At 54.6% G+C, this 22692-nt stretch carries 25 protein-coding genes; all 25 read right to left on the reverse strand.

The window, feature by feature from the left end; all coding sequences use genetic code 11:
* Positions 1-8 precede the first annotated feature (8 nt).
* Complete coding sequence (locus FEF65_RS07810; protein ID WP_138239239.1) at positions 9-1145, reverse strand: 6-phosphofructokinase; 1137 nt, start codon at positions 1143-1145, stop codon at positions 9-11.
* A gap of 88 nt (positions 1146-1233) precedes the next feature.
* Positions 1234-1650 carry a cyclic di-GMP-binding domain-containing protein, MshE-related gene (locus tag FEF65_RS07815; RefSeq protein ID WP_138239240.1) on the reverse strand — a complete coding sequence of 139 codons (417 nt, stop codon included), beginning with the start codon at positions 1648-1650 and terminating at the stop codon, positions 1234-1236.
* 168 nt (positions 1651-1818) lie between these two features.
* Complete coding sequence (locus FEF65_RS07820; protein ID WP_138239241.1) at positions 1819-4254, reverse strand: ATP-binding protein; 2436 nt, start codon at positions 4252-4254, stop codon at positions 1819-1821.
* A 216-nt stretch (positions 4255-4470) separates the two neighbouring features.
* Positions 4471-5193 (reverse strand): 3-deoxy-manno-octulosonate cytidylyltransferase, encoded by a 723-nt coding sequence (kdsB, locus tag FEF65_RS07825; protein ID WP_138239242.1) that lies wholly within the window; start codon positions 5191-5193, stop codon positions 4471-4473.
* A gap of 1 nt (position 5194) precedes the next feature.
* Entirely contained in the window at positions 5195-6112 is a 918-nt protein-coding gene (gene rfaE1, locus FEF65_RS07830) for a D-glycero-beta-D-manno-heptose-7-phosphate kinase (protein ID WP_138239302.1), read from the reverse strand.
* Positions 6113-6143: 31 nt separating this feature from the next.
* Positions 6144-7271, reverse strand: coding sequence for a dTDP-4-amino-4,6-dideoxygalactose transaminase (rffA, locus tag FEF65_RS07835; RefSeq protein WP_138239243.1), 1128 nt, complete (start codon positions 7269-7271; stop codon positions 6144-6146).
* Positions 7268-8692: an ArnT family glycosyltransferase gene (locus FEF65_RS07840; protein ID WP_238701255.1), complete on the reverse strand. Its 1425-nt coding sequence runs from the start codon at positions 8690-8692 to the stop codon at positions 7268-7270. Before FEF65_RS07840 ends, rffA begins: the two co-directional genes overlap by 4 nt.
* Entirely contained in the window at positions 8689-9366 is a 678-nt protein-coding gene (locus FEF65_RS07845) for a GNAT family N-acetyltransferase (protein WP_138239244.1), read from the reverse strand. The genes FEF65_RS07840 and FEF65_RS07845 overlap by 4 nt, the downstream gene beginning before the upstream one ends.
* Positions 9359-10291: a glycosyltransferase family 2 protein gene (locus tag FEF65_RS07850; protein ID WP_138239245.1), complete on the reverse strand. Its 933-nt coding sequence runs from the start codon at positions 10289-10291 to the stop codon at positions 9359-9361. Before FEF65_RS07850 ends, FEF65_RS07845 begins: the two co-directional genes overlap by 8 nt.
* A 31-nt stretch (positions 10292-10322) precedes the next feature.
* Complete coding sequence (locus FEF65_RS07855; protein WP_138239246.1) at positions 10323-10961, reverse strand: class I SAM-dependent methyltransferase; 639 nt, start codon at positions 10959-10961, stop codon at positions 10323-10325.
* A complete protein-coding gene (locus tag FEF65_RS07860) occupies positions 10961-11821 on the reverse strand; it encodes a class I SAM-dependent methyltransferase (protein WP_138239247.1) in 861 nt (286 codons plus the stop codon). Before FEF65_RS07860 ends, FEF65_RS07855 begins: the two co-directional genes overlap by 1 nt.
* Positions 11822-12192: 371 nt before the next feature.
* Positions 12193-13230, reverse strand: coding sequence for a glycosyltransferase family 4 protein (locus FEF65_RS07865; RefSeq protein ID WP_138239248.1), 1038 nt, complete (start codon positions 13228-13230; stop codon positions 12193-12195).
* Between the two features lie 5 nt (positions 13231-13235).
* A complete protein-coding gene (locus tag FEF65_RS07870; protein WP_138239249.1) occupies positions 13236-14009 on the reverse strand; it encodes a glycosyltransferase family 2 protein in 774 nt (257 codons plus the stop codon).
* Positions 14002-14823 (reverse strand): glycosyltransferase, encoded by an 822-nt coding sequence (locus FEF65_RS07875; RefSeq protein ID WP_138239250.1) that lies wholly within the window; start codon positions 14821-14823, stop codon positions 14002-14004. The genes FEF65_RS07870 and FEF65_RS07875 overlap by 8 nt, the downstream gene beginning before the upstream one ends.
* Positions 14824-14825: 2 nt before the next feature.
* Positions 14826-15530, reverse strand: coding sequence for an FkbM family methyltransferase (locus FEF65_RS07880; RefSeq protein WP_138239251.1), 705 nt, complete (start codon positions 15528-15530; stop codon positions 14826-14828).
* Complete coding sequence (locus tag FEF65_RS07885; RefSeq protein WP_138239252.1) at positions 15527-16330, reverse strand: DUF3108 domain-containing protein; 804 nt, start codon at positions 16328-16330, stop codon at positions 15527-15529. The genes FEF65_RS07880 and FEF65_RS07885 overlap by 4 nt, the downstream gene beginning before the upstream one ends.
* Positions 16324-16893 (reverse strand): methyltransferase family protein, encoded by a 570-nt coding sequence (locus FEF65_RS07890; protein WP_138239253.1) that lies wholly within the window; start codon positions 16891-16893, stop codon positions 16324-16326. The genes FEF65_RS07885 and FEF65_RS07890 overlap by 7 nt, the downstream gene beginning before the upstream one ends.
* Entirely contained in the window at positions 16883-17896 is a 1014-nt protein-coding gene (gene waaC / locus FEF65_RS07895; RefSeq protein WP_138239254.1) for a lipopolysaccharide heptosyltransferase I, read from the reverse strand. Before waaC ends, FEF65_RS07890 begins: the two co-directional genes overlap by 11 nt.
* Positions 17893-18873, reverse strand: a complete 981-nt coding sequence (gene waaF, locus FEF65_RS07900) for a lipopolysaccharide heptosyltransferase II (RefSeq protein WP_138239255.1) — start codon at positions 18871-18873, stop codon at positions 17893-17895. Before waaF ends, waaC begins: the two co-directional genes overlap by 4 nt.
* Positions 18870-19550 carry a class I SAM-dependent methyltransferase gene (locus tag FEF65_RS07905; protein WP_138239256.1) on the reverse strand — a complete coding sequence of 227 codons (681 nt, stop codon included), beginning with the start codon at positions 19548-19550 and terminating at the stop codon, positions 18870-18872. Before FEF65_RS07905 ends, waaF begins: the two co-directional genes overlap by 4 nt.
* Positions 19547-20416, reverse strand: coding sequence for a lysophospholipid acyltransferase family protein (locus FEF65_RS07910; RefSeq protein ID WP_138239257.1), 870 nt, complete (start codon positions 20414-20416; stop codon positions 19547-19549). The genes FEF65_RS07905 and FEF65_RS07910 overlap by 4 nt, the downstream gene beginning before the upstream one ends.
* 65 nt (positions 20417-20481) lie before the next feature.
* A complete protein-coding gene (locus tag FEF65_RS07915) occupies positions 20482-20661 on the reverse strand; it encodes a Trm112 family protein (protein ID WP_138239258.1) in 180 nt (59 codons plus the stop codon).
* 90 nt (positions 20662-20751) lie between these two features.
* Complete coding sequence (locus tag FEF65_RS07920) at positions 20752-21411, reverse strand: Bax inhibitor-1/YccA family protein (protein WP_138239259.1); 660 nt, start codon at positions 21409-21411, stop codon at positions 20752-20754.
* Positions 21412-21534: 123 nt separating this feature from the next.
* A complete protein-coding gene (locus tag FEF65_RS07925) occupies positions 21535-21954 on the reverse strand; it encodes an FxsA family protein (protein ID WP_138239260.1) in 420 nt (139 codons plus the stop codon).
* Between the two features lie 90 nt (positions 21955-22044).
* A complete protein-coding gene (locus tag FEF65_RS07930) occupies positions 22045-22551 on the reverse strand; it encodes a type IV pilin protein (RefSeq protein WP_138239261.1) in 507 nt (168 codons plus the stop codon).
* Positions 22552-22692: the final 141 nt, after the last annotated feature.

Raw genomic sequence — 22692 nt, forward strand, 5'->3', positions numbered from 1 at the left:
AGCTGATATTACTCGTTATGGTCGAGGCGGGTGAGCTCCTGACCTGCCGGTGTGCGTCCGAGATTGATGCCGATCGATTCAGCACAGCGGATCAGTTGTGAGTCGAGCGGAATGCGGCGGACGACACCTGCCAGCTCACACAGTGGCACCAGTGTCATATCCGGTGTATTCAGGCTGACCATATTGCCGAATTTTCCTTCGGCTGCAGCCTGGACGGCATGACTGCCAAGACGTGTGCCGAGAATGCGGTCAAAAGCGGTGGGGGAGCCACCACGCTGAATATGGCCAAGAACCGTGCAGCGAACCTCCAGATCAATACGCTTCCTGATCTCTGCCGCAAGGTGGAAACCGACACCGCCAAGCTGTGGCACCCCCTGCAGGCGGGTTGAAGCAGCTTCCTGCACAATACAATCACCGCCGATCTCCTTTGCTCCTTCCGCAACGATGATAATACTGAACGGACTACCGTTTCTTGCCCGCTGGCGGATTCTTTGTACCACACTTTCGATGTCATAGGGGATTTCGGGGATCAGAATGATATGGGCTCCCCCGGAGATACCTGCCTCCATGGCGATCCAGCCGGCACTGCGTCCCATCACCTCAAGGATCATCACGCGCTGATGACTTTCACCCGTTGTGTAAAGGCGGTCAAGCGCATCGCATGCAACCTGCACTGCAGTCTGGAAACCGAATGTGTAGTCCGTTTTATCCAGATCATTATCGATAGTTTTCGGAATGCCGATCACCGGGACACCACGCTCAAACAGGCGATAGCCGATCTCCAGTGTGCCCTCGCCACCGACGATAAACAGGCAGTCGAGCTGCAGCTGTTCAACAGTTGCCAGGGCCTTGTCAGAGTAATCGTGCACCGAGATCGAGTGATCGGGATTTATTTCACGCCACTCGAACGGATTACCTTTGTTGGTGGTTCCCAGAATGGTTCCGCCGAGTGTCAGGATACTGCGCGTACTGTGAACGGTCAGCTCGGTGGTATGATTGAATACGAGCCCTTCAAAACCGCGTTCGATACCGATTACTGTGGCACCATGGCCAAATACAGCGGCGCGAGTGACGGCGCGAATGACGGCGTTCAGGCCGGAACAATCGCCACCTCCGGTTAATATGCCAACACGTTTCAGGCTCACATGATCCTCCGGACTGATATCAACTATATAGTTAACCGGGCTTCAGGCAGGAACGAAGTGATATCATCTTCGCTATTAATGCAGGAAGCTAATGAAGGGTGGGTTGAGAGAAGGTGGCTTTACCAAGGGCTGCAAGTCCCTCCAGCCAGTTGATATAGGATTTGAGGTGGGTCTCTTTCTCACTTTCCGAGAAGACTCCCATTTCAACCAGGATATCACCGATCTTTTTCCTGCTTTCACTCTGCCTGGTCAGCAGCTCTTCGATTTGTTGCTGGTTTAACAGTCCGAGCTCCATCGCAATCTCTCCGAAGGGGCGATGCGTCTGGCTCTGCTTGTTCAGTACTGTGATCAAATCCATGGAATCGAGAGCATAGCTTGCCTGAGCGAGCTCGCCGATCTTCTGTTGTTCGGACTTTTGTTTCTCCAGCGCAAGACAAACATATTTTGCATCGACACCAAGGTGGGAGATTAAAAATGAACCGAAGAAATTGGTGGAAGTAGCCATCTGATTAAACGCTCCATCGTTTGATAATCGATGCATGCAGTCTATGCATGCACATCAAACTCAGCAACCACTGCTGAGTTTGATGTGCGAAGCCCGAAGCGGGATCTTTGTATCGTACCTTTTTGATTGTCTGTGCATTGAAAAGCATCGATTTGACACTCATTGGCTTCACATCTGCTGATCGCGTTGGCGGAATGGGTCGGGTTCAAGGAGCTGGCGTATCGCCGCAGCCAGCTTTTGAATCACGGGCGGTTTCTCGAGCAGCATGCACGACTCCAGTTGCGCAGTGATTTCAGAGGCGTGACTCTTATCGTATCCGGTAAGAAATATGATGGGTAGCGCCGGGCGGGTATTGCGCAGGGTTTTGGCTACCTCAATGCCACTTTTCTCCGGCATCATGATATCAAGAATAGCCAGTTGGATGTCGCTTTGATGCAGTGCAAACAGCTCGATGGCCTGCACACCATCGGTCGCTTTTAACAGGCGGTAATTTAGACGCTCAAGCACTGCGGCGATGGAGTCCAGTACTTCGGGGGCATCGTCTGCGAGAAGAATCAGCTCATGTTGTCCATATTGCATGGTCTGGTTTGTGGTGGCATCACCAACGGTGTCCGGCTTATGTTCAATATGGGAGCACAGCGGCAGGTAGATGGAGAAGGTTGTGCCCTGATCCTTACTGCTTTCTATATCAATGGCGCCATCATGGGTTTTGACGGCACCAAAGGCCATGGCAAGGCCAAGACCGCTACCTTTCCCGACCTCTTTGGTCGTGAAAAATGGTTCAAACAGATGGGGCATATCTTCTGCCGCAATGCCGCAGCCGTTATCGACCAATGTGATGCAGGCGAATGCATCGCCTTGCAGTTCCGGATGCAACTTGCGGAAGGCTGCATCGGCTGTTAGCCGCTGCAGTCGGATGGTCAGAGCGGGGTTGTTAACCCCTTTTAAGGCGTCACGGGCATTATTGGCCAGATTCAGCAGCAGTTGCTGGAGCTGGTTATGATCCCCGCAGATATGGCACTCATCTTCACAATGCGTGTATTCAAGCCGGATGTTTTCAGGAAGAGCAAGGCGAATCAGCGCCATTGTGTCACTGATCAGTGCGTGCAGATGCAGCGGTTGTTTGTGAACCATGGCCTTGCGGGCAAAGGTCAGCAGTTGGCCGATGACCTCGGCGGCCCGATAGCTCAGCTCGTTGATATGATCTATTCTGGCCTGTACGGCAGGCTGGGCCAGGGTCTCCTGCTTGATCAGATAAGCGTAACCGGTGATACCTGCCAGCAAATTATTGAAGTTGTGAGCGATTCCTCCGGCCAGTATGCCGACAGCCTCCATCTTCTGCGCCTGAAGAAAGCTCTGCTCCAGCTGTTCATAGTCCGATATGTTCTGTTGAATGCATACCACATGTGAAATATGACCGGCGTCATTATAGATGGGAGCTGCTGACATCATGGCCGGGTAACGGCTTCCATCCTTGCGTCGGGCAGTCACTTTATTCTGCCAGATTTCACCTCGATTGACAGTGGTCCAAAGGGCATTGAAAACAGGAATGGTTTGACAGCTTTCCTGCAAAAAGGCGGGCCCGTGGCCGATGAGCTCTTCGGGATCGTAACCGGTCAGCTTGCTAAAACTGTTGTTGATATAGACGGTAATGCCATTCAGATCGGTTACAGCAATCGCTTCTCCCGCCTGCTCAATCGCGGATGAGAGGATGCGAAGCCGGTTTCTGGCTTTAAATGCACTGCGAATGACCAGTGTGGCGAGTGCAGTGACAATCAGCATCAGCAGTAGAAGAAGCGGCATCACACCTTCAATCATGCGATGGGCCACTGCATCCACATGCCAGGTCAGATAGCCGATCGATTTACCATGGATATCTTTCAGCTCAAAGCTTCCTCCATTCGTAACATCAGCGGCAGCTGTATCGGTAGCGGAAATAACCTGCAGCCGGTTGAGAATCAGTTTTTTCGAGTGTTCCTTGAACAGTGCTGTGGAAAACGGTCGCATAAACAGAAGCACAGGTCGTAATCCGTCAGGCAGGGCGGTTGAGCCCTCTTCTTCCGGCGTCAGGGCGGAGGCTGAGACAACCATGATTTGTCCCTGAACGATGGCAAGTCCATTAAACGGTTCCGGTTCTGACGATGAGGCGCTGCGAGCCCGGTTGAGCAGCAGTTGTAGTGTATCCGTATCGAACAGCTCGGTTGCATCAGTTTGGCTGAATGTGTCGTCATGGATGGCATAGAGCGTTTGATTGTCTCCGCCGATCACAATCATATCCGATATTTTCAGCGTTTCCGAAAGGTAGGGGATATAGGTTTTTCTAACCCACTCAGGATCGGGTTGAGGGGTGGAGTGGATGATGATTTCGTCCCACCAGCTGTTGTCTTTGGCAAGAAGGCCGAGATCACCATAAATACTTTCCAGTTCCAGCCCGGCAAAGTAGCGGGACTCATCAACCCTTTGCTGATCCATGCTGCGTGATCCGAAAAACAGAATCAGCGTAAACGCAATCGCCCCGATGATAAAGAGGGCTGAAAATGACAAAATCAGCGTATTGATGGCACAATGAGGTTGCGCCGCTGCGCGGTTGTTTTTTACGCCCATATGCGTTGCCCGGTTGTTTGCTTCATCACATATCTCGCGATGGGTTTATGTGATCCTCACACGGGCTGATTTCTTCAGCCCCCCGAATACCTCGTTCCTGCAAGGCTCGCATGTATAGCCGGATGTTTCCAGCGGTTATTGTTAAGGAGATGCAGATTTATTCAGAGTATCCCTGACAGTGATTTTTCAACGATGGCATCGCAGCCGGCAGGTGATTCAGCTGTTACCTGCCAGCAATAACTCGGCACGGGCGAGGTCGGCCGGGGTGTCGACCCCGATACAGTGAAAGTCACCGACCGTCACCGCGATATCATAGCCATGATGCAGGACCCGCAACTGCTCAAGCTGCTCACTTTGCTCCGACTCACACGGAGTCAGGGCAGGATAGATCAGAAGAAACTCTTTGCGGTAGGCGTAAAGGCCGACATGCTGAAGTGCATTTGCCTCGCCTGAGCGTGGAAAGGGGATCGCGGCACGGCTGAAATACATCGCCCGACCTTTGCCATTGGCAACGAGTTTGACGACATTGGCATCATACAGGTCATCCGGATTACGCAGCGGGTGGGCCAGCGTTGCCATGGGCAGGAATGGATCGGATGTAAACGGGGTGACTACAGCCCTGATCGCGGCCGGATCGATCAGTGGCTCATCGCCCTGAACGTTGATGACGATATCGCACTCCATGTCGCGCACGGCTTCTGCCAGCCGGTTGCTGCCATTGGGGTGATCGGCGCGGGTCATGCAGGCGATGGCACCGCAGTGGCGGGCAATATCGGCAATACGTGCATCATCGGTGGCGACAAACACCGGGCCGAGTTCGCTTGCCTGTGCCTTTTCGATCACATGCTCAATCATCGGGCGCCCGGCCAGCAAAGCCAGAGGCTTGCCGGGAAAACGGGTGGAGCCCATGCGGGCGGGAATACCAATGGCGATTTTCATATCAATGGGCCTCAATCTCTGCCCAGCTGGCCGTTGCCGTGCCGAGCTTGCCAACCACTACGCCGGCAGCGTGGTTGGCCAGTTTTGCTGCTGTCAGGGCATCATCACCACGGGCGAGACAGGCGGTGAAGACGGCAATCACTGTATCACCGGCACCGGTGACGTCGAAAACATCGCGGGCCGCCGTCGGAATATGATGGTGATGTTCGCCGTCAAACAGCGTCATTCCTTTTTCCGAACGGGTAATCAGCACATAGCGCAGCTCAAGCCGTTCATGCAGGGCACGGGCGATGGCTTCGACATGCTGGTCCTCATTGACAGCCTTCATGCCGGCCATTGCGGCAGCCTCCATCAGGTTCGGTGTAATCACCGTGGCGCCCTGATAGGCATCGGTGTGAACGGGTTTCGGATCGATGGCAATAATGCGATCGCCAAGTTGTGCGATCAGCAGGCGGATAAAATCAGGGGTCAGTACCCCCTTGCCGTAATCAGAGAGAATCACGGCCGTGGCATCGGCCTGCAGCGACTCCACACTGGCAAGCAGACGCTGGTGGGTTTCCGGCTGTGCCGGGGCAACCCATTCCCGATCATAACGTACGACCTGCTGGTGGCGTGCAATGATGCGTGTTTTGATGGCGGTCGGCCGGTCATTTGTTTTGGTGATGACGCCGCGATTGTCCGAATCCATCCCGGTTAACTGCTCATGAACCCAGCGCCCGGGCTCATCATCGCCGACGATACCGAACATGGCCGATGCCGTATCCAGTGCATGCAGGTTGCGCACCACATTGGCCGAGCCTCCCAGTCTGCGGTCAATGCGATCAACCGAGACAACAGGAACCGGTGCCTCAGGCGAAATGCGTGATACATCGCCCCAGATAAATTCATCTACAATGATATCGCCAATCACCAGAATCACGTTCAATTCCCTCTCGTTGTCAGGTTCGCTATCATGGTTGCAGTGCAGCAAGTGCGCAATCGATGACATATGATTGCCGGTTTTCAAGTTCGGGCCACAAGGGCAGGCGCACCAGCCGGTCGGCAAGTTGCTCTGTGTGGGGCAGGTCGCCGTGGGTGCGGCAGAATTTCAGTCCGGCCGGAGCAAGGTGCAGCGGCACATAGTGGAAAACACTCATGATATCTGCCTGTTTAAGTGCGCTGATAAACGTCGTGCGTTCGTCCAGAGAGCTCAGCAGCAGGTAATACATATGGGCGTTGTGGCGGCACTGCTGCGGGATCACGGGGCGGCGAATGATGCCAGCCTGCTCAAGTGGTTCGAACGCTTCGTGATAGCGTTGCCAGATGGCCAGGCGCCGATCGGTAATGGCCTCGGCGTGTTCGAGCTGGGCCCAGAGGAATGCGGCGATCAACTCTCCCGGCAAATAGGATGAGCCGATATCCACCCAGGTATATTTATCCACTTCACCGCGAAAAAAACTGCTGCGATTGGTGCCTTTTTCCCACAGGATTTCAGCCCGTTCGGCAAAGCGCTCATCATTGATCAGCAGTGCACCGCCTTCACCTGAAATCACATTTTTCGTCTCGTGAAAACTGAAGGCAGCCAGGTGGCCTATGCTGCCCAGTGCGCGCCCCTTGTAGTCGGACATCACCCCCTGAGCGGCATCTTCAATGACAAACAGCCCATGACGAGCGGCAATAGCCATGACCTCATCCATTTCACAGCCGACGCCGGCATAATGAACGACACAGATGGCACGGGTTTTTGAGGTGATGGCGGCCTCAATCAATTGCTCATCGATATTCAGTGTATCCGGGTGGATATCGACAAAAACAGGGATGGCTCCCCGCAGCACAAAGGCGTTGGCCGTGGAGACGAAGGTATAGGAGGGCATGATCACTTCATCGCCGGGTGCAAGATCCAGCAGCAGGGCAGCCATCTCCAGTGCTGCCGTGCAGGAGTGGGTCAGCAGTACCTTGCGGGCACCGGTTTTCTGCTCAAGCCAGCGCTGACACTTTTTTGTGAACGGGCCATTGCCGGCCAGTTGGCCGTTGGCATGTGCCTCCAGCATATGCGCCGTTTCCTCGCCGGTCATGTAGGGCTTGTTAAATGGAATCAAGGTGTTGCTCCTGTAGATGCCCGGCTGCCTGCATGACGGTAGAGGTAGACATGATCACCGCGCAGTCGCCAGGACTTGATCAGCTGCCCCAGTGCCGGAGTTTCCACCTCTGCCAGAATGTAGACGGTCTTCTCACTGCCACTATACCAGGTGACCGGAGGGCGCTGCTGACGCCATACATCGATATAGGCGGCAATGGCGAGACCGGTAGCCACATCATTCTGTGTTAACAGCGGGGCATCATCGGTCATGCGCATGATCTCTTCAGCCACTGCCTTGACATCCCGCTCCGGACGCCAGTCCTTGATATAGGGCAGTACGGCAAGGCTGTAAGGGATTTTAAGAATCACCAGCAGTGTCAGTAACAGCAGGGACTGGCGTAGTCGTAAGGCATCCAGTTGCAGGGTCATCCCTGTCAGCAGCAGGGCAACCAGTCCGTACAATGGCACCAGATAGCGAGGGGTGGCACCGGCCGAGATCCAGAACGGCAGGAAACAGATCAACAGCACCAGCGCAAGCGTGGTCAGCGTGTGATCGAGGTGCAGGCGGTATTTGTGACGCATCCACAGCCAGGCAAGAAACAGGGAGAGCGGCAGGGCGCGAAAGAGGAAGACAAACGGAAAGCTCAGCCAGTGACCGATAAAGGCGAGGATGCCATAGCCGGTATAGTTTCGGATCACATCATTGATCGTAGTGGTGGCGGTATTATTGCCAGCCGGGACGACATAGGCCTGCCACAGGATCGGGACCGAGAGGGTGAGCAGACCCGCGATCAGAAACAGCGGTTTCTTCAGCAGTGACCACTGCTGCATACGCCAGATCAGAACCAGGCCCGCGGCGCCGAAAAGGGCGTAGGCGGTGATGTTTTTGGTCATGAATGCCATGGAAATCAGCAACAGCGAAAGCAGGAACCAGCTGATTTTTTCATCATGGATGGCGCGCCAGAGTGCGGTGATGGCGGAGAAGATAAACAGTCCGAAGGTTGCATCGACATAGCCCAGCCAGCCATACCAGAATGCAACCTCACCCAGCGTCAGATAGACAAGGGCGCAAAACCAGCCGGCATGCGGGTGTGAGCGGTGGAACAACCAGTGGCCAAACAGGCCGGCCGTCAGCGCGGTCAGCCAGGTGGCAATGACCGAGACAAGGCGTACGGCAATGTCGACATGTTCCCAGCCGATCAGATTGCTGATCGCCATGACCGGCCAGTGCCAGAGCGGTGAATGAGGCCAGATCATGCCGACAATCGACGGGTGCAGCCAGTCATGGCGCACATACATCTCATAGGATTTGATCGCCATCAGTCCCTCTTCACCGACATATTGCATCACAGGCAGCGGCAATAACATCAATACAGCTGCCGAGAGAGTCAGCAACTGAAGAAGTTTGAGGGTAGGGGAGAATTTATCGGCGATATTCAATCGGATGATCGTGTGAGTCGGTGATAGATGTCTGTTGCATGGCAGAAACGAAAGCCCAGTGATGCATAGAGATTCAGTACGGCAAGATTGGCAGCGGAAACAGAGCTGCGAATTTCAGATGCACCGGAAAGAAACAGATGGTCACATACATTCGACCAGAAATATTTTGCCAGGCCCTGTCCGCGATATTCGCGGGCGATGGCATGCAGCAGCAGATTGCCCTGATGGTGGGCAATGAAGCCGGCAAGGTTTGAGTTGTAATAGAGAGCGAATACCTCATTCTCGCAGTGCATCTGGCTCAGCCACTGCCGATAACGCTGGTCTGCGGCAGCACCGGCGAGCATAAAGTCGCGATGAAAGCGACCGTGCAGAAAGGTGTGATCACACATGGGTAGCAACTCATCCAGTGGCGTATCTGTGCGGACTGAGCAATCGGCATGTTGGTGCGGGGTGAATCGATCCGCCCTGCACACCGGCTCGATCAGTGTGTCAGTGTAGTAGAAGCCGTATTTCTGCAGCAGCTCCTTGTTGGCGAGCGGATCCACCTTGATGGTGTAATGGCCCGTGACGCTGGCTGCGATGGCCAGCGGCTCTTCTGCATATGCGGTGATTTCAAAGCACGGGATGCCGAAAACCTTTGTATCCCATGGCGTGGGGGATATGTGGTTATGCATGATCATCGAATGTTTGGTGGTTAATGATATAAAGGGGACGCTTTTTCGTTTCATCAAAGGTTTTGCCCAGGTAAATGCCGATAATACCCAGGTTGGCAATGATGATGCCACCAAGAAAATAGATTGAAACAATCAGGCTGCTCCAGCCCATGATCGGGTTATTGTAGAGCAGTGCATAGGTAAACAGACCGATGCCGATCATAAAAGCCAGTGCAGCAATGGTAAAACCGAGTTTGATCGACATGCGCAGTGGCTTATCCGAGTAGGCGATAATGGTATCGGTTGCCAGGCTGACCAGTTTACGGAACGTGTAGGTTGATTCGCCGGCAAAGCGGCTGCCATGTTCCACATCGATTTTTGCAGCAGGGAAGCCCATCCAGTCGACCATGCCGGGAAGAAAACGAAGGTTTTCACGCATGTTCCGGCAGTTTTTTACAATTTTGGCCGACATGATGCGAAAGTTTCCGACCGCCGGATCGTAGTCCATGCCGGTCAGATAGTTAAACAACCGGTAAAATAGCACCGATGAAAGTTTCTTTTCGGCCCTGTCCTTACGGTGTGTGCGGCGTGCCAGTACCAGATCAAACCCCTCCTGTGCTTTTGCATAGAGGCGGGGAATCTCTTCCGGTGCATCCTGAAGGTCACAATCCATGACCACGACCCATTGTCCGCTGCAGTAATCAAGCCCCGCTGTGATGCCATAGTGCTGGCCGAAGTTGCGGGAAAACTGCAGCCCTTTGATACGCGGATCCGCTTCTGCCAGCTCCTGGATGATCTCCCATGAGCGATCACCGCCGCAGTCTTCGATCAGCAGGCATTCAAAATCGGTGGTGATCTGCTCCAGTGCGCTTTTTAGTCGCCGATAGAGTTCATGCAGGCAGCCTTCTGCCTTATATACCGGAATGACGACGGAGAGATGGGTCATGCGGCAAGCCTATCATACGCCCGGCGGATTGCTAAAGCGTTTGGGGGTCGCTGTTCTGGCACTCCAGAATACAGTGGGAGTAGGGAATGCGCAGCATGTCGTGCCGGATCATCGTATTGACCCGGGCAAACTGCTGACTGGCCAGGCTGCTGTAGTGTTCAGGGCTGCGGATGCACTGGCCCCGATCCTTGCTGATGATCCATTTTGCCATGCTGTTTTGCCCTGCGACATAGGTGGGATCGATGGTCAACAGCTTGCCGCCGGGTGCAAGGGCATGGCTTGCCAGCTGGAAGAGCATGCCGGCTTCGTCATCGCCCAGATGGTGTAAAAGTCCGAAGGCCAGAACGAGATCAAAACTGCCCAGCTCATCAAGTGTCGCCTCTCTGACGAGTTCGGCCCGGAATGTGCCTCTGTTGCCGAACAGGCGCACTGCCTGCTGGATATAAGCCTCCGATGCATCAAAACCATGATAGTCAATTGCGGTTGGCAGGTGCCGGAGGATTTCAGCGGTACCGCATCCGATATCAAGCATGCGATAGCGGTTTTGAGCGGGGAAGTAGTCTTGTACCAGTATATGACGGGCTTTTTCAGCTCCAACCATGCGTTGCGCCAGATTGTAGATCAGCGCACTGGAAAATATGGCCCGGAAGCCTGTGACCTTTTGTGCCATCAGTTCAGCCTTTTTGGGGTGATATGGACAATCATGGGGGTCGCCAGTGACGGGGGAATATAGCGGAACAGTGTTCCGATTCCTGAGCGCATCAACAGTCGGGCGATGGTGGCGACAGCTCCCTGATGACGGGTTTCAAACAGTGGATCATCCTCAATGCGTTTGAGGGCCTTGTAGAGCAGTGCTTTTTCAAAGGTGCAGGAGAGCTCGTGTTGTTTGCCGTAATGAGCTACTTCCCTGCAGGTAATAAAATTCAGGGAGTCCCATATCTCTGTATCATCTCTGTTACCGAGAAAGAGCCATTTGCTAAATTTCCGCAAGTGTCTGAAGACAGGTACCCCGTAATGAGGCTCATAGGGAACAGTGTAATTGGGGCACGCATGCAGCATCTTGCCCTGATCACTTAATACCCCGCCCATGGCAGTCAGCGCTGCCGGCCAGTCGGGGATATGCTCGATGACATTATTACTGAAAATCAGGTCAAAGTGGCCATCAGCAGTCGTCAGTGCTTGAGCCGGCTTCTCCAGTACGGTCAGCATGCTGTCGCTGTAATGGTTGAGTATGGCTCTCTTTAACTGCTCAAACAGGCCGAACCCCCCCATGGCCGGCTCAAGGGCCGTGATCTGATAGCCCTGCTGTTTGAGAAACAGGCTGGTCAGGCAGAGTCCTGCCCCTACCTCAAGCAGGCGCAGCGCCGGTGTCAGGTGCGGTTGAATCAGTGCCACAGTGACTCTTGATTCGTTTGCATAGGTGAGCAGTCTCTCTTTGATGTTCTCCGCATCCAGCCCGTTGTCAGCGGAAAATTCACGAGCAAGCTGATCATAGGGCAGGGTCTTGAGAAAGTGATCCAGTTCGGCCATCAGTGCGCTGCTATGTGATTCTGTTGTGATGACCGCTACTCCTGTTTGAACGTTTACATGTCCTCATGTCGGGCCATGGTCGGGCGATACTAGGAGCCTGTCGTACTTAAGCAATCCGTAGCGAGCAGGTGGGATGGCGAGGCAAAAATATTCCGGGATTGAGGAGCATAGTGGTGACTATGCGACAAAAGCCCGGGGCATTTTGGGCCGCTATCCCTGCCGCGCAGTAGGTTTGAGTTAAGTCCGACAGACTCCCGGGAGCCTGAGGGACTTTGGCAATGCATGGTGAGCCGAAGAAATTTGCCACTGAACGTCATTTTTCGCTGTTTGCAGGCTGTTTCCGCAGCAGGTCTGCGGGGCTTGAGTGGAAGTTATCGCTGCAGTTGCTGATAACAGCGTAACTGCTCCTTTGCCACATCGCGCCAGCTGCGCATGGCGGGCTCACATGTCGTACCCAGCAGCTCCAGTGTGGCCTGGGCCCAGGAGGCCACTGGCGCATCCTCCTGCATCACTGCAGATGGGGGGAGCTCACAGGCGATACCGCATGCATCCGACACCAGCACAGGTACGCCGGCTGCCCGTGCTTCCGCGATCACCATGCCATAGGGCTCCTGACGGGCCGGATGCAGCAGCAGATCAAAGCGGGCATAAAGCGGGGTGCTGTCGGTCTGCCCAAGCAATTGATAGCCGCCAGTCCAGCCGGTAAACAGATGTTCGATCTCGGCCGGTTGCGGACCTGCGACCATCATCTTCAGGTCCGGACGCGTTTTCCGTGCGGCAGCGACAATGGCTACGGCGGTATCAAGCCCTTTGCGACGCCACTCCTTGCCGACAAAGCCGATGATGCCGCCGTTTTCAGCGATATTCCGCGGTGGTCTTGGCGGAATATCGCCAACGCCCGGTGCCACAGGGGCAACCATGCGGGAGCCGATGCACGGATAATGGCTGGTAAGTGCCTCACCGATCATGAATGAGTTTGGCACTACCGCTTGTACCTGAGGCGCGCATACCTCACGCTTCTCAAGCCACAGGTTGACGGCAATGCGCAGCGACAGCCTTTTCCACCACGGCTTGCTGCGTACAGCCGCAAAAGGGGGGCCATGAAATGTGGTGACATGATGAACGGCTGTTCTCTCATGACTGTGGATGATGCGTTGCGGGTCCGGATGATCTGTCACCCAGCGGGAAACGCGGCGGGAAAAGCGCAGGTGTGCCAGCCAGCGGGGTTTGGCGGTTACCGTACCAAGCTCAATGACGCGAACCCCCTGAGGGGGGGCGTCGGCATAGAGTGCCTCGCACAGCACGGTAACATCGTGGCCCATGCCCGCCAGCTCGCGACTTAGTTCCCACACGTAACGCTCCATGCCGCCGACAGGGCCGTAACGACGTACCACCTGTAACAGGTTCATCGGGGTCATGATTGAGGCGGTCGGTCCCAGCCGTATTTGCGTTCGCAAAGCTTGGCATAGCGGTAAAATACCCCTTCCAGATTGCTGAAGGCGATGACAAAACCGGCCCAGCCATCCAGAAATCCAAGCTTGAGAATATAAATGCGGAAGAAGGACCACAGCCCGCGCAGCAGAGCATGGCCCATGCCGGCTCTTGCTCCTTTTGCCTCAAGGCGATCCACACCGAGTGACGAGTAACGATTGGCCTTATCCAGTGCCTGGGCCATGTTCCTGAACGGGAATTGCCAGATGGCTGCCTGCATGTGCGCGGTCGTGCCGTTGACCCGGTAGCTTTCGTGCACCTTGTCACCTGTTTCAAATAGCAGGGCGCCGCGACGGAACAGTTGCGGTTGCCGATAATCGGGATACCAGCCGCAATGGCGGATCCATCGCCCCATAAACCAGTTTTTACGGGGGGTGAAATAGGCATCGGCACTGTCGTCGGCATTGATAATGCGGCGGATCTCTTCTGCTGCCTCCGCAGTGCAGCGCTCATCGGCATCCAGGCTGAAAATCCACTCATGAGTGCAGCTGGCAATGGCATCATTGCGCAGTTTACCGAAACCAGTGAACTCAAGCTGTACAACACGGGCGCCGAGTGCGCTGGCAATTTCGGCTGTTCGGTCACTGCTGCTGGAATCGGCGACAATGACTTCATCGGCCCACAACACGCTGTTGACGGCATCGGCGATCTTTTCTTCCTCGTTATAGGCGATGATATAGACAGAAAGATCAGCCATGGCTCTCCTCCAGTTGCTTCAGTCCGCACAGGGCCTCAACCCTCTTTTCATCCAGGCATGCCTGTAGCAGCGCATCATTTTCTGTCAGCTGCTGGCGAGAAAACTCGCGATGCCAGAGATGCAGTACCGGCTGGCCGCGCAGATTACGTCGTTTCAGGCCTGCATGCAGAAGCCGGGCTGTCAGATCAGAATCTTCGCGGCCCCATCCTTCGAATGATTCATCAAAGCCGTTGATTTGGCGGAGTGCTGCAGTCGGGCAGGAGAGGTGACAGCCGCGAATGCCTTCAAGCCGGGTGGATGCAGGCGAGAGAGCCGCTGGTAATAGCAGTGGCATGACCCGGTTGATGTGGCCTTTGAACCGTTGTTGCAGCCACCAGATAGTCGGGCGATCGGTTGTCAGTGCGGCAGATTGTGCACACAGTGTGGCAGTCCATGTCGCTGACAGCAGGACGCGGCTACCGCTGATAAATATGTGGTCAGTGGCAAAGCGGCGATGGGCGGCCACCAGCTCTGGCAGGGGAATGCAGTCACCATCCGTCAGCAGGGTATAGGGTTCATCAATGCGGGCAATGACGCGGTTATGAATGCGGGCTTTACGGAAGCCGTCATCCGGTTGCCATATGTGATGAATCGGTACCGGGAAATTCCGCCTGAGTCGTTCGATTAATATTTTTGTTTCATCCGTCGAGCCATCATCGGCAATATAGATGACAAAGGCCTTATCGCTTTGCTGGCGATATCCCTCCAGCGTCAGACGAAGAAAGTCCGGGGCGTTGTAGGTTGAGATGACAACGGCAAGCGGGGAGACGGGCACGATCAGCGCTGTTTAAGCAGGCCGCTGTTCGGCAGGGCATAAATCAGGGTAAAACCGACCCAGTTCATCAGCTTGTAACCCTGCTCCTCCAGATAGCAGTGCATCGGCAGCTGCAGAATCCCGGCAAGATCGGTCAGGTGGCTTTCAGTCAGCAGAATTTTTGGTTTGTAGCGCACCATATCCAGTGACTGGATCACCTCAAAATCGTGTCCTTCAGCATCAATGGTGAGAAGATCGATTTGGCGATCCCTGAACGGACTGGCATCGATGATTTCGGTGAGCGGGCGAGTTTCAATCTCATTTTTGCTGTACACCGGCATAGGGGTGTTTTTTGCCACTTCAGGGTCGATCGTCGATCCCAGGCCGTATCGGCTGAAGTTATAGACAGTCACCGTCTCTCTTCTGTTGGAGACGGCGGCATTGATGTTGGTATCGTTCGGCCGGGCAAGATCGAAGCATTTGATCTTGATGGCATCCATATCAATGTTAATGCCGCTCCAGCCACGTTTATGCAAAAAACAGGTGTTGGAAAACTTGCTCGGGTGATAGCAGCCGACATCGACATAAAATCCGTTTTTGACCGATTTATCAAGCCAGTCATTGAGCACCACATCCTCACCGAACTGGGAATGGTGGCGGCGGCTGTGCCGGGTTAGCCATGTTTTGCGCAGGATATAGGCTTTTTCAAGCAGGCTGCCCAGACTCATAAGTGCTGTCCTTCCTTGATGGTCATGATGGCCGGTTCTTTTGAGGCAATCACCGGTTTGTCAGTTGAGTATGAGGTCAGCCGGGCAAAAATGCGTCCGAATTTGATCTTTGCCATCATTTTGACCGGAATATGACGCTCGTCATCGGTCATCCACAGCGTCATTTCGCCGCGGTTGGTGAAAATACCCTCTGACTTCAGTTTGGGGGTGACAATCAGGCAGCTGACTTTTTCTCCCCACGGGGTGGTCAGGGTATCGCGCCGATTCTGAATGTTGACCTCAATTTCATAGCGTTTACGTGAGTCAAAAACCGGGATATTGATGGTGGTACCCGGCTCCAGTTTCAGTTTGCGAACGGCAAGAAAGGCATCGATCACGCTCAGGTGACCGGCGGGGACATCAAAGTATTCAGTGATCTGGTTCTGGGTATGGGTGACCTTGTTCTGTTGCCAGAGAAATTCGGTTTTTTTCTCCGCTTTATATTGACGTTCATGCAGATTGGCATCAAACAGGGTGCTTTGCATTTTTCCGTTGATACAGATCCCTTCTGCCGTGATGTAATCGCGTACTTTTTTAAAGGCATCGAGCAGCGGATTGGTGCGGGCAAATGTTTTGGCCTGCCAGCCCTGATCGGTTGCGGCAATATCCATGGTAGCGGAGCCGGCATTGATAAACTCCCAGCCGATATCAAAGCTCATATGCTCACCGGCATAGGGCATACAGGTAGAAACGGAATTTGCATGGGCTGTAAGCGGTAACAGCAGGGCCAGAAATATCGCCAGCCGGGAGGCTTTCACCATGAGTGGCGTAACACTCCGAGCGCAATCATGCCGGCAGCGCCGGCAGCAAGGCCGAACAGGTGATTCCACTCACGGTGCTGTTTTACCATGGCCCAGCTGAACTCCCCGCTGAACATCTGTGCGCTCCATCGTGGCAGAATGGCAAAGCGGGTGGCCATGAACTCACGATAGGTATCCCCGAACAGGGCAATGAGGTTTTTCTCCTCGTTTTTCCATGTCGGTACATAGACAATAAAAAACGAAATGCTGACGATGATGTAGGCCAGCAGGCTGTTGGCGGCAATACAGAAGCCGGTGGCAATAATGAAGTGGCCAAGATAGAGCGGGTGGCGGCACATCGCGTAAGGACCTGTTTGCGTGACCTCAGCCGACTTATGAATGTGGCCTGATGCCCAGATACGCAGTGATTCACCCAGGGCAATCACTGCAAGGCCGATCAGCCAGCTGTTCAGGGTCGGGTAGGCAAGCAGAAGAATGGAGGCTCCCATCAGAATGCTGGCCGGTATGCGGGCACGCAGAAAAGCCTTGTGCAGGCGCTGGCCGGTAGTAAGTTCAGAGTTCATGCAATACCTTTATGATGGACCCGGCCTCGATGCGATCCATGCAGTTGAAATGTGCACACTTGCGCTGAAAGCAGGGGCCGCATTCCGGGTTGGATTCGATATGCCAGTGTCTCTCTCCTGTAGGGGCTGAGCGCCATGATGCCGATGGACCCCAGAATGTAATCGTCGGGGTGTCCAGCGCGGCAGCCAGATGCAGCAGGCCAGTATCTGCACCCACGACGGCCGATGCGCCGGTGAGCAGTGCGCACAATGCTGACATATTCAATCGTTCGGGCAAAGCAAAGCCATGGCATGCACGGGCCAGCGCCTCTGCCTGCTGCTTTTCCTGCTCGTTGCCCCAGCTGAATACCGCCTGTGGGGAGTGCTCCGGCAGGTTGTGAGCAATGCTCAGCCATGTGGACTCGGGAAGCTGTTTGGTTTCCCAGCCTCCGGCCGCATGCAGGATCACAAAGCCCTTTTTGCGTAACCCGAGTCGTGCAAGCAGGTTGGCATCAGGGTGGCAGTTTGTCCTTTCCAGCTCGATGTGCGGAGCCTGATAGGGAACAGCCTGATCGCGTGTATACCCTTTGTTGCAGGCTGTAAGTGCAACGCGGCGATACTGCTGGACCACATGACGCTCATCCGGATGAAAGCTGACCGGACGGGTCAGCCATGCGCTGACTTTCTCACGCAATTGCCGTTTGTCGAGGCCATAGACGGGCGAGCCACAGGCTCGCGCCAGTACTGCGGATTTAATCAGCCCCTGCAGATCAATGACGGTATCAAACTTGATGGCTCTGAGTTTAACGATGGTCTGCCAGGCAGAGCGCAGCGGTGTATCGCCCTTGAGGGCGACGCGGTGAACATGGACACTGGCCGGAAAAATTCCGCTGACAAAGGCGTAACGCTCATCGACCAGCCAGTGAACCTCACTGACATCGGGGTGGCTGAGCAGATCATCCAGTGCCGGCAGGCTGTGAATAATGTCTCCGAAAGCCGAGAGCTTGACGACCAGTACCTTCATGGCTTGAGCAGGGCGAGGCAGGCATCGCTAAGCATGCGGGGCGTGATATTGCTCATGCACGGGTGTCCTGTAACCGTGCATTCACGCTGCAGGCAGGGGCTGCACGGGGCTGGCTGATAGATGATTTTAACGTGTTTGCCGCTGGGGGCTGTGCGCTCAGGATCGGTTGCGCCGAAGGGGGCGACGGTCGGAATATCCAGGCCTGCCGCGATATGCATCAGGCCTGAGTCGTTGCAGAGCATAAAGCGGCTGGCACCAATCAGTGCAATCGCCTGGCTGAGTGTGGTTGCGCCGGCTGCATTCCAGGTTGCCACATCAAGGCCGGCAAGAATGCGTTCACCGGTTGCATGATCCTCCTTCATGCCGAGGACCACCGGTTGAAAACCATGGCTGGCAAGGTGGCGGCAGGCCTCGGCAAAGCCTGCCTCAGGATAACATTTGGCCGCGCCGAACTGTGCACCTGGCGCCAGCATAAAGCTCTTTTCCGGGTTCAGTCCGTGAGCGCGTATCATGTTGATCCCTTCCTCAACGGCATCAGCGGGAGTGGAGAGATGTACATACCGTTGTTCAATGGCCATGCCCGACTGGGTCGCAATATCGAGGAAGAAATCGCGGTGGTGCTGGTGTTTCTGGCTGATGCGTTGGGGCAGGGCCCGGCTGAGTAGCAGGCTGCGCCACTGGCCGGAGTAGCCGATAATGCTGCGGATGCCCGCTTTTCGGCACTGCCATGCCGAGCGCAGGGAGTTTGGAAACAGGAAGGCTGTGTCCGCTTTCGGCAATTGCTCTGCATAGCGGGCACCTGCCAGATTCAGCCATGGCAACAGGTCTTTAAGCCAGGGGCGGCCGCAAACGGTGATCTGCAGCGCCGGATTCAGCGCGCGATAATGGCTGGCAACGGCGAACATGGCCGGCTGTGCCATGATGACATCGCCGATCCAGTTCGGAGGCATGAGCAGCAGATGGTGAACCGGCTTCATGCGCCGGCTTTCCTGTCGAGAGGTGAGCAGACAAAAATACGCTCAACACGCCTGAATGGCGGCAGAAAAGTACTTTTCCGGGTCATCTCCTGCACGATGGTAAAGTGTCTCGCCAGCGTGCGACGGATGCCGGTTAACGAGTAGTAATAGGGCCGGGTTTTATGGCACAGGGACGGAGCACAGCATTCGGCATAGTAATGCATGCGGGCTTCAAGTGCACTGTGGGTGGTCATGGTCAGAATCAGCAGGCCAGCCGGTTTCAGCAGTCGTTCCATTTCATGCATGATCAGCTCCGGATTCATTGAGCAGGAGAGAGCGTGCGTGCAGAGAATCAGATCATAGGATGCATTGGGGCGCTCGATTGATTCTGCGCCATTAGCCAGATATTCACCCTCCGGCAGTTTGCCGGGGAACATGCGCCTGAAATCATTAAGCAGTGGATCGAGATAGGTTTTATGTCTTTGCGGCAGGAACTGGCTGATGCAGATCGGGCCACAGCCCACCTCAAGAATCGATGCGCTTTTAGGGTACTCACGGGCATAGCGTAACAGCAGTGGCAGCAGTTCACGTTCCGCCTCTTCACGTGCCAGCTGAAGATTTTTTCCCTTCCATTTTTCCAGGGCATGCTTTTGGGCGGCCTGCCAGCGGGTGCGGGATACGGGTTTGTGGCGACTCATGCTGCCTCACTCTCCTGCTCATCCAGGTACAACCAGCGTCTGTGGATCCATAACCATAGTTCCGGCCGGGCATGAATAGCCGGGGCAAAGCTGTCGGAGATCAGTTTCAGCTGATCAACCTGGTGATTGACGTGGTCAGTTAAATCAATGGTCCGGAACTGCAGACGAAAACGGAACCCTGTTCCGATTCTGTGCAACATGACAGCAAGAATAGGGGTGCCATATTTGCTGTGGATGGTGGCGGGCAGTGTGGTGGTGCGGGCCATGTGGCCGAGAAAGGGCACGGGCACGCCACCGGACAGGTGCTGGTCAACCATAAAGCAGATGCAATGATTCTCTTTCAGTGCTTTGGGAATCCACCTCAGACCATCGTCGCGCGAGCGTAGTGTGGAGCCGAAGCGGCTTCGTGCCCGGCTGATGAAAAGGTCGATGGGCTTTTGTCTGATTGGCCGGTAGAGGCTGTCGTTGCGGTAGCCAAGCAGGGAAAAGGTCAGTGCTCCCAACTCCCAGTTGCTGTGGTGGCAGGCGGTCAGGATAGCACCCTGTCCGTGCGACAGCGCCTGTTGCAACAGCTCCTCACCTTCGACCTCAATGCGGGAGAGCAGAAATGCGCGCGAGCGAAGAAATACATGCGGTAGCTCAAAACATGTACGACCAAGTTCGGCACACGACTCACGTGCCGTGTGCCGGTGCCAGGAAGAATCTTTTTCCGGGTAAATCCGCTGCAGGTTTTTTATGGCAATGTCACGGTGGCGTCGATCCAGACGATAGAACAGGCGCCCCATCCCTGCACCTGTTGCACCGGCAACCCGTACCGGGATCAGTCGGATAAAGTAAAACAGCAGTTTGACAATAATACCGACCATATCAGCGGCCGGTCCTGCAGGCGTGATCTGCCTGAAAATACATGGTCAGGGCGGTGGAGGTGGCTTTAGCTGGCGCTGCCGGTCAGTTGTCTGGCCTCATCGATCAGCATGACAGGGATATCATCGCGAATCGGGTACTCAAGGCTGCATGCATCACATACCAGACCGTTTTTTGCCTCATTGTAACGCACGTCGCCCTTGCACTTCGGGCAGGCAAGGATTTCCATTAAAGCTTGATCCAACATGGTGAACTCCAGTAAGCGTAATCGCGTATCAGCGTCGTATGATAACGCGAATGCAGCCTGAGAACAGGCTGCACTGTGATCGTGGGAAAATCAGTCGTCGCCGAGTATGCCGAAGAGTGAGAGAATATTTTCAAACAGCATGAATACATCCAGGTAGAGGGTCAGGGCTGCAGCAATATATTCATCATTCGGATAGTCGCGCAGGATGCTGGATGTATCGTAGAGAATAAAGGCGGAGAACAGCAGTACGCCGATCCCGGAGAGGCTGAGTGCGACGACGGGAGATTCAAAAATGAAGTAATTTGACAGGCCTAGTACAATCATGGCAATGAGGCCGGTCCAGACGAACCCTTTAAGGAAAGAGAAATCACGCCTGGAGATAAAGGTGTAGGCTGTGAGGGAAACAAATGCGATCGCGGTGGTGAGAAATGCCTGTGTCACCAGCATGGGGGATTTGGCGGCGACCATGCCGACGAGCGGGGCAACTGCCATGCCGGTGATACCGCCAAAGGCGATAAGGGCTGCAAGGTTGATGCCGGGTGTGTGGCGAACCGCCTGTACGCCAAAAATTCCACCTATCATGATCATCAGCATGATAAACGGATGCTCATGCGGGAAGGCTATGCCCATAGAGAGCCATGCCCCGGCGCTCCCTGCTGCGATACAGAGTGCCAGCATGCCGTAGGTTTTGCCGAGGAAGCTGATGCGGGCATCGGCAAGTTGTGTGACCTGAATTGTGTTTGTATTCATTGAATCCCCCATGGATACATAAATTTGGTGGAGCAGTACAGCTGTCGAGTTTTACAGATGTGAGTGAATGACAGATTAACGCGTTGCTGATTTTTGCCAGGAGGGCAATAAATCAGCATCTCATTAACGGATGTGATGCTCGTGGTGAATGACTTCTGCCTCGATAATCGTTGTGTCCTGTTGTGTATGCATGGGTCGGATCGGCAGCAGCCTGTGAATGATCAGTTGACGCAGGGCCGGAATGAGTAACAGAAAACCGGCGGTATCGGTGATGAAGCCCGGCAGAAACAGCAGCAGGCCAGCCACGGCAAGAAGAATACCGTGAAATCCATGATCGGCAGGGATTTCCCCTCTGGCCATGCATTTTTGCGCATCAATCAGGGTTGCGATGCCCTGCCACCGGATGATCAAGCCGCCGATGGCGGCGGTCAGCAGACAAAGTGCAATGGTTGTAAGGCCGCCAATACCACTGCCGACTTTGATCAGCAGGTAGAGTTCAGTGAGTGGTGCGATGACAAACAGAAGAAATAAAAGTTTCAGCATTGCCAATGTATAGGGGGACTGCGCATGCAATTCAAGCGCTGTTCGTGTCAGCTATTCTCTGTCGTGTGTCGGTGCATGACTGTCTGTGTGTTACTGGTGGAAGACCGGGTAACTGCTCAGGTCGTTGCCTGAAGTAGAGTTGGGGATGCTGGAGGAGGCAAAGGAGCCGCTGAGCGTGATGGCATGGTAGCCATCCTGGGCATCGGGATCAAAGGCGATAATGGTATCACTGCCGGCAGCAAGCCCGCCGATGACCAGTGTCTGGTGCGTGTTGTCGGTATTTACAGCAACCTGTACGTCCGCTGTCAGGTTTCTGATCTCGAACAGCACAACGGAGCCATCGGCCAGCGTAACATTTTTACTCAGTAATCCGCTTGCCTGTTTGTCAGCAGGGGCAATGGGCACGTACTCATGATGTTCATCATAAAACTGATTTTCAAACAGATAGAGATGGTAGACGTCAGAGACCGACTGGGTGTTTTTTGCCCGCACCTGGTAGCCGTGCATCAATGGAACGGCAATGGCGGAGAGGATACCGATGATCACCAATACGGTCATCATTTCGATCATTGAAAAGCCTTGCTGCTTATGCCTCATGATAGCGATCTCCTGCCTGAATGAAGTCGTACTAAAATGGTTGCCGAAGCAATTTGGCTGCCATTCATGTTGCGGCTGCAGTCACACTCTGTAGCTGCCGGGCAGCATAGTGAACTGTTGCCTGTTTGTCAGATGAATTCT

This window comes from Mariprofundus erugo, assembly GCF_005818865.1.
GTDB classification, from domain to species: Bacteria; Pseudomonadota; Zetaproteobacteria; order Mariprofundales; family Mariprofundaceae; genus Mariprofundus; species Mariprofundus erugo.

Bases quoted from the DNA above. Each gene is read 5' to 3' on its own strand.
- FEF65_RS07815 (WP_138239240.1), bottom strand. From the start codon at position 1,650: ATGGCTACTTCCACCAATTTCTTCGGTTCATTTTTAATCTCCCACCTT.
- FEF65_RS07820 (WP_138239241.1), bottom strand. From the start codon at position 4,254: ATGGGCGTAAAAAACAACCGCGCAGCGGCGCAACCTCATTGTGCCATC.
- kdsB (WP_138239242.1), bottom strand. From the start codon at position 5,193: ATGAAAATCGCCATTGGTATTCCCGCCCGCATGGGCTCCACCCGTTTT.
- FEF65_RS07845 (WP_138239244.1), bottom strand. From the start codon at position 9,366: ATGCATAACCACATATCCCCCACGCCATGGGATACAAAGGTTTTCGGC.
- FEF65_RS07850 (WP_138239245.1), bottom strand. From the start codon at position 10,291: ATGACCCATCTCTCCGTCGTCATTCCGGTATATAAGGCAGAAGGCTGC.
- FEF65_RS07855 (WP_138239246.1), bottom strand. From the start codon at position 10,961: ATGGCACAAAAGGTCACAGGCTTCCGGGCCATATTTTCCAGTGCGCTG.
- FEF65_RS07860 (WP_138239247.1), bottom strand. From the start codon at position 11,821: ATGGCCGAACTGGATCACTTTCTCAAGACCCTGCCCTATGATCAGCTT.
- FEF65_RS07865 (WP_138239248.1), bottom strand. From the start codon at position 13,230: ATGAACCTGTTACAGGTGGTACGTCGTTACGGCCCTGTCGGCGGCATG.
- FEF65_RS07870 (WP_138239249.1), bottom strand. From the start codon at position 14,009: ATGGCTGATCTTTCTGTCTATATCATCGCCTATAACGAGGAAGAAAAG.
- FEF65_RS07880 (WP_138239251.1), bottom strand. From the start codon at position 15,530: ATGAGTCTGGGCAGCCTGCTTGAAAAAGCCTATATCCTGCGCAAAACA.
- FEF65_RS07885 (WP_138239252.1), bottom strand. From the start codon at position 16,330: ATGGTGAAAGCCTCCCGGCTGGCGATATTTCTGGCCCTGCTGTTACCG.
- FEF65_RS07890 (WP_138239253.1), bottom strand. From the start codon at position 16,893: ATGAACTCTGAACTTACTACCGGCCAGCGCCTGCACAAGGCTTTTCTG.
- waaC (WP_138239254.1), bottom strand. From the start codon at position 17,896: ATGAAGGTACTGGTCGTCAAGCTCTCGGCTTTCGGAGACATTATTCAC.
- waaF (WP_138239255.1), bottom strand. From the start codon at position 18,873: ATGAAGCCGGTTCACCATCTGCTGCTCATGCCTCCGAACTGGATCGGC.
- FEF65_RS07905 (WP_138239256.1), bottom strand. From the start codon at position 19,550: ATGAGTCGCCACAAACCCGTATCCCGCACCCGCTGGCAGGCCGCCCAA.
- FEF65_RS07910 (WP_138239257.1), bottom strand. From the start codon at position 20,416: ATGGTCGGTATTATTGTCAAACTGCTGTTTTACTTTATCCGACTGATC.
- FEF65_RS07915 (WP_138239258.1), bottom strand. From the start codon at position 20,661: ATGTTGGATCAAGCTTTAATGGAAATCCTTGCCTGCCCGAAGTGCAAG.
- FEF65_RS07920 (WP_138239259.1), bottom strand. From the start codon at position 21,411: ATGAATACAAACACAATTCAGGTCACACAACTTGCCGATGCCCGCATC.
- FEF65_RS07925 (WP_138239260.1), bottom strand. From the start codon at position 21,954: ATGCTGAAACTTTTATTTCTTCTGTTTGTCATCGCACCACTCACTGAA.
- FEF65_RS07930 (WP_138239261.1), bottom strand. From the start codon at position 22,551: ATGAGGCATAAGCAGCAAGGCTTTTCAATGATCGAAATGATGACCGTA.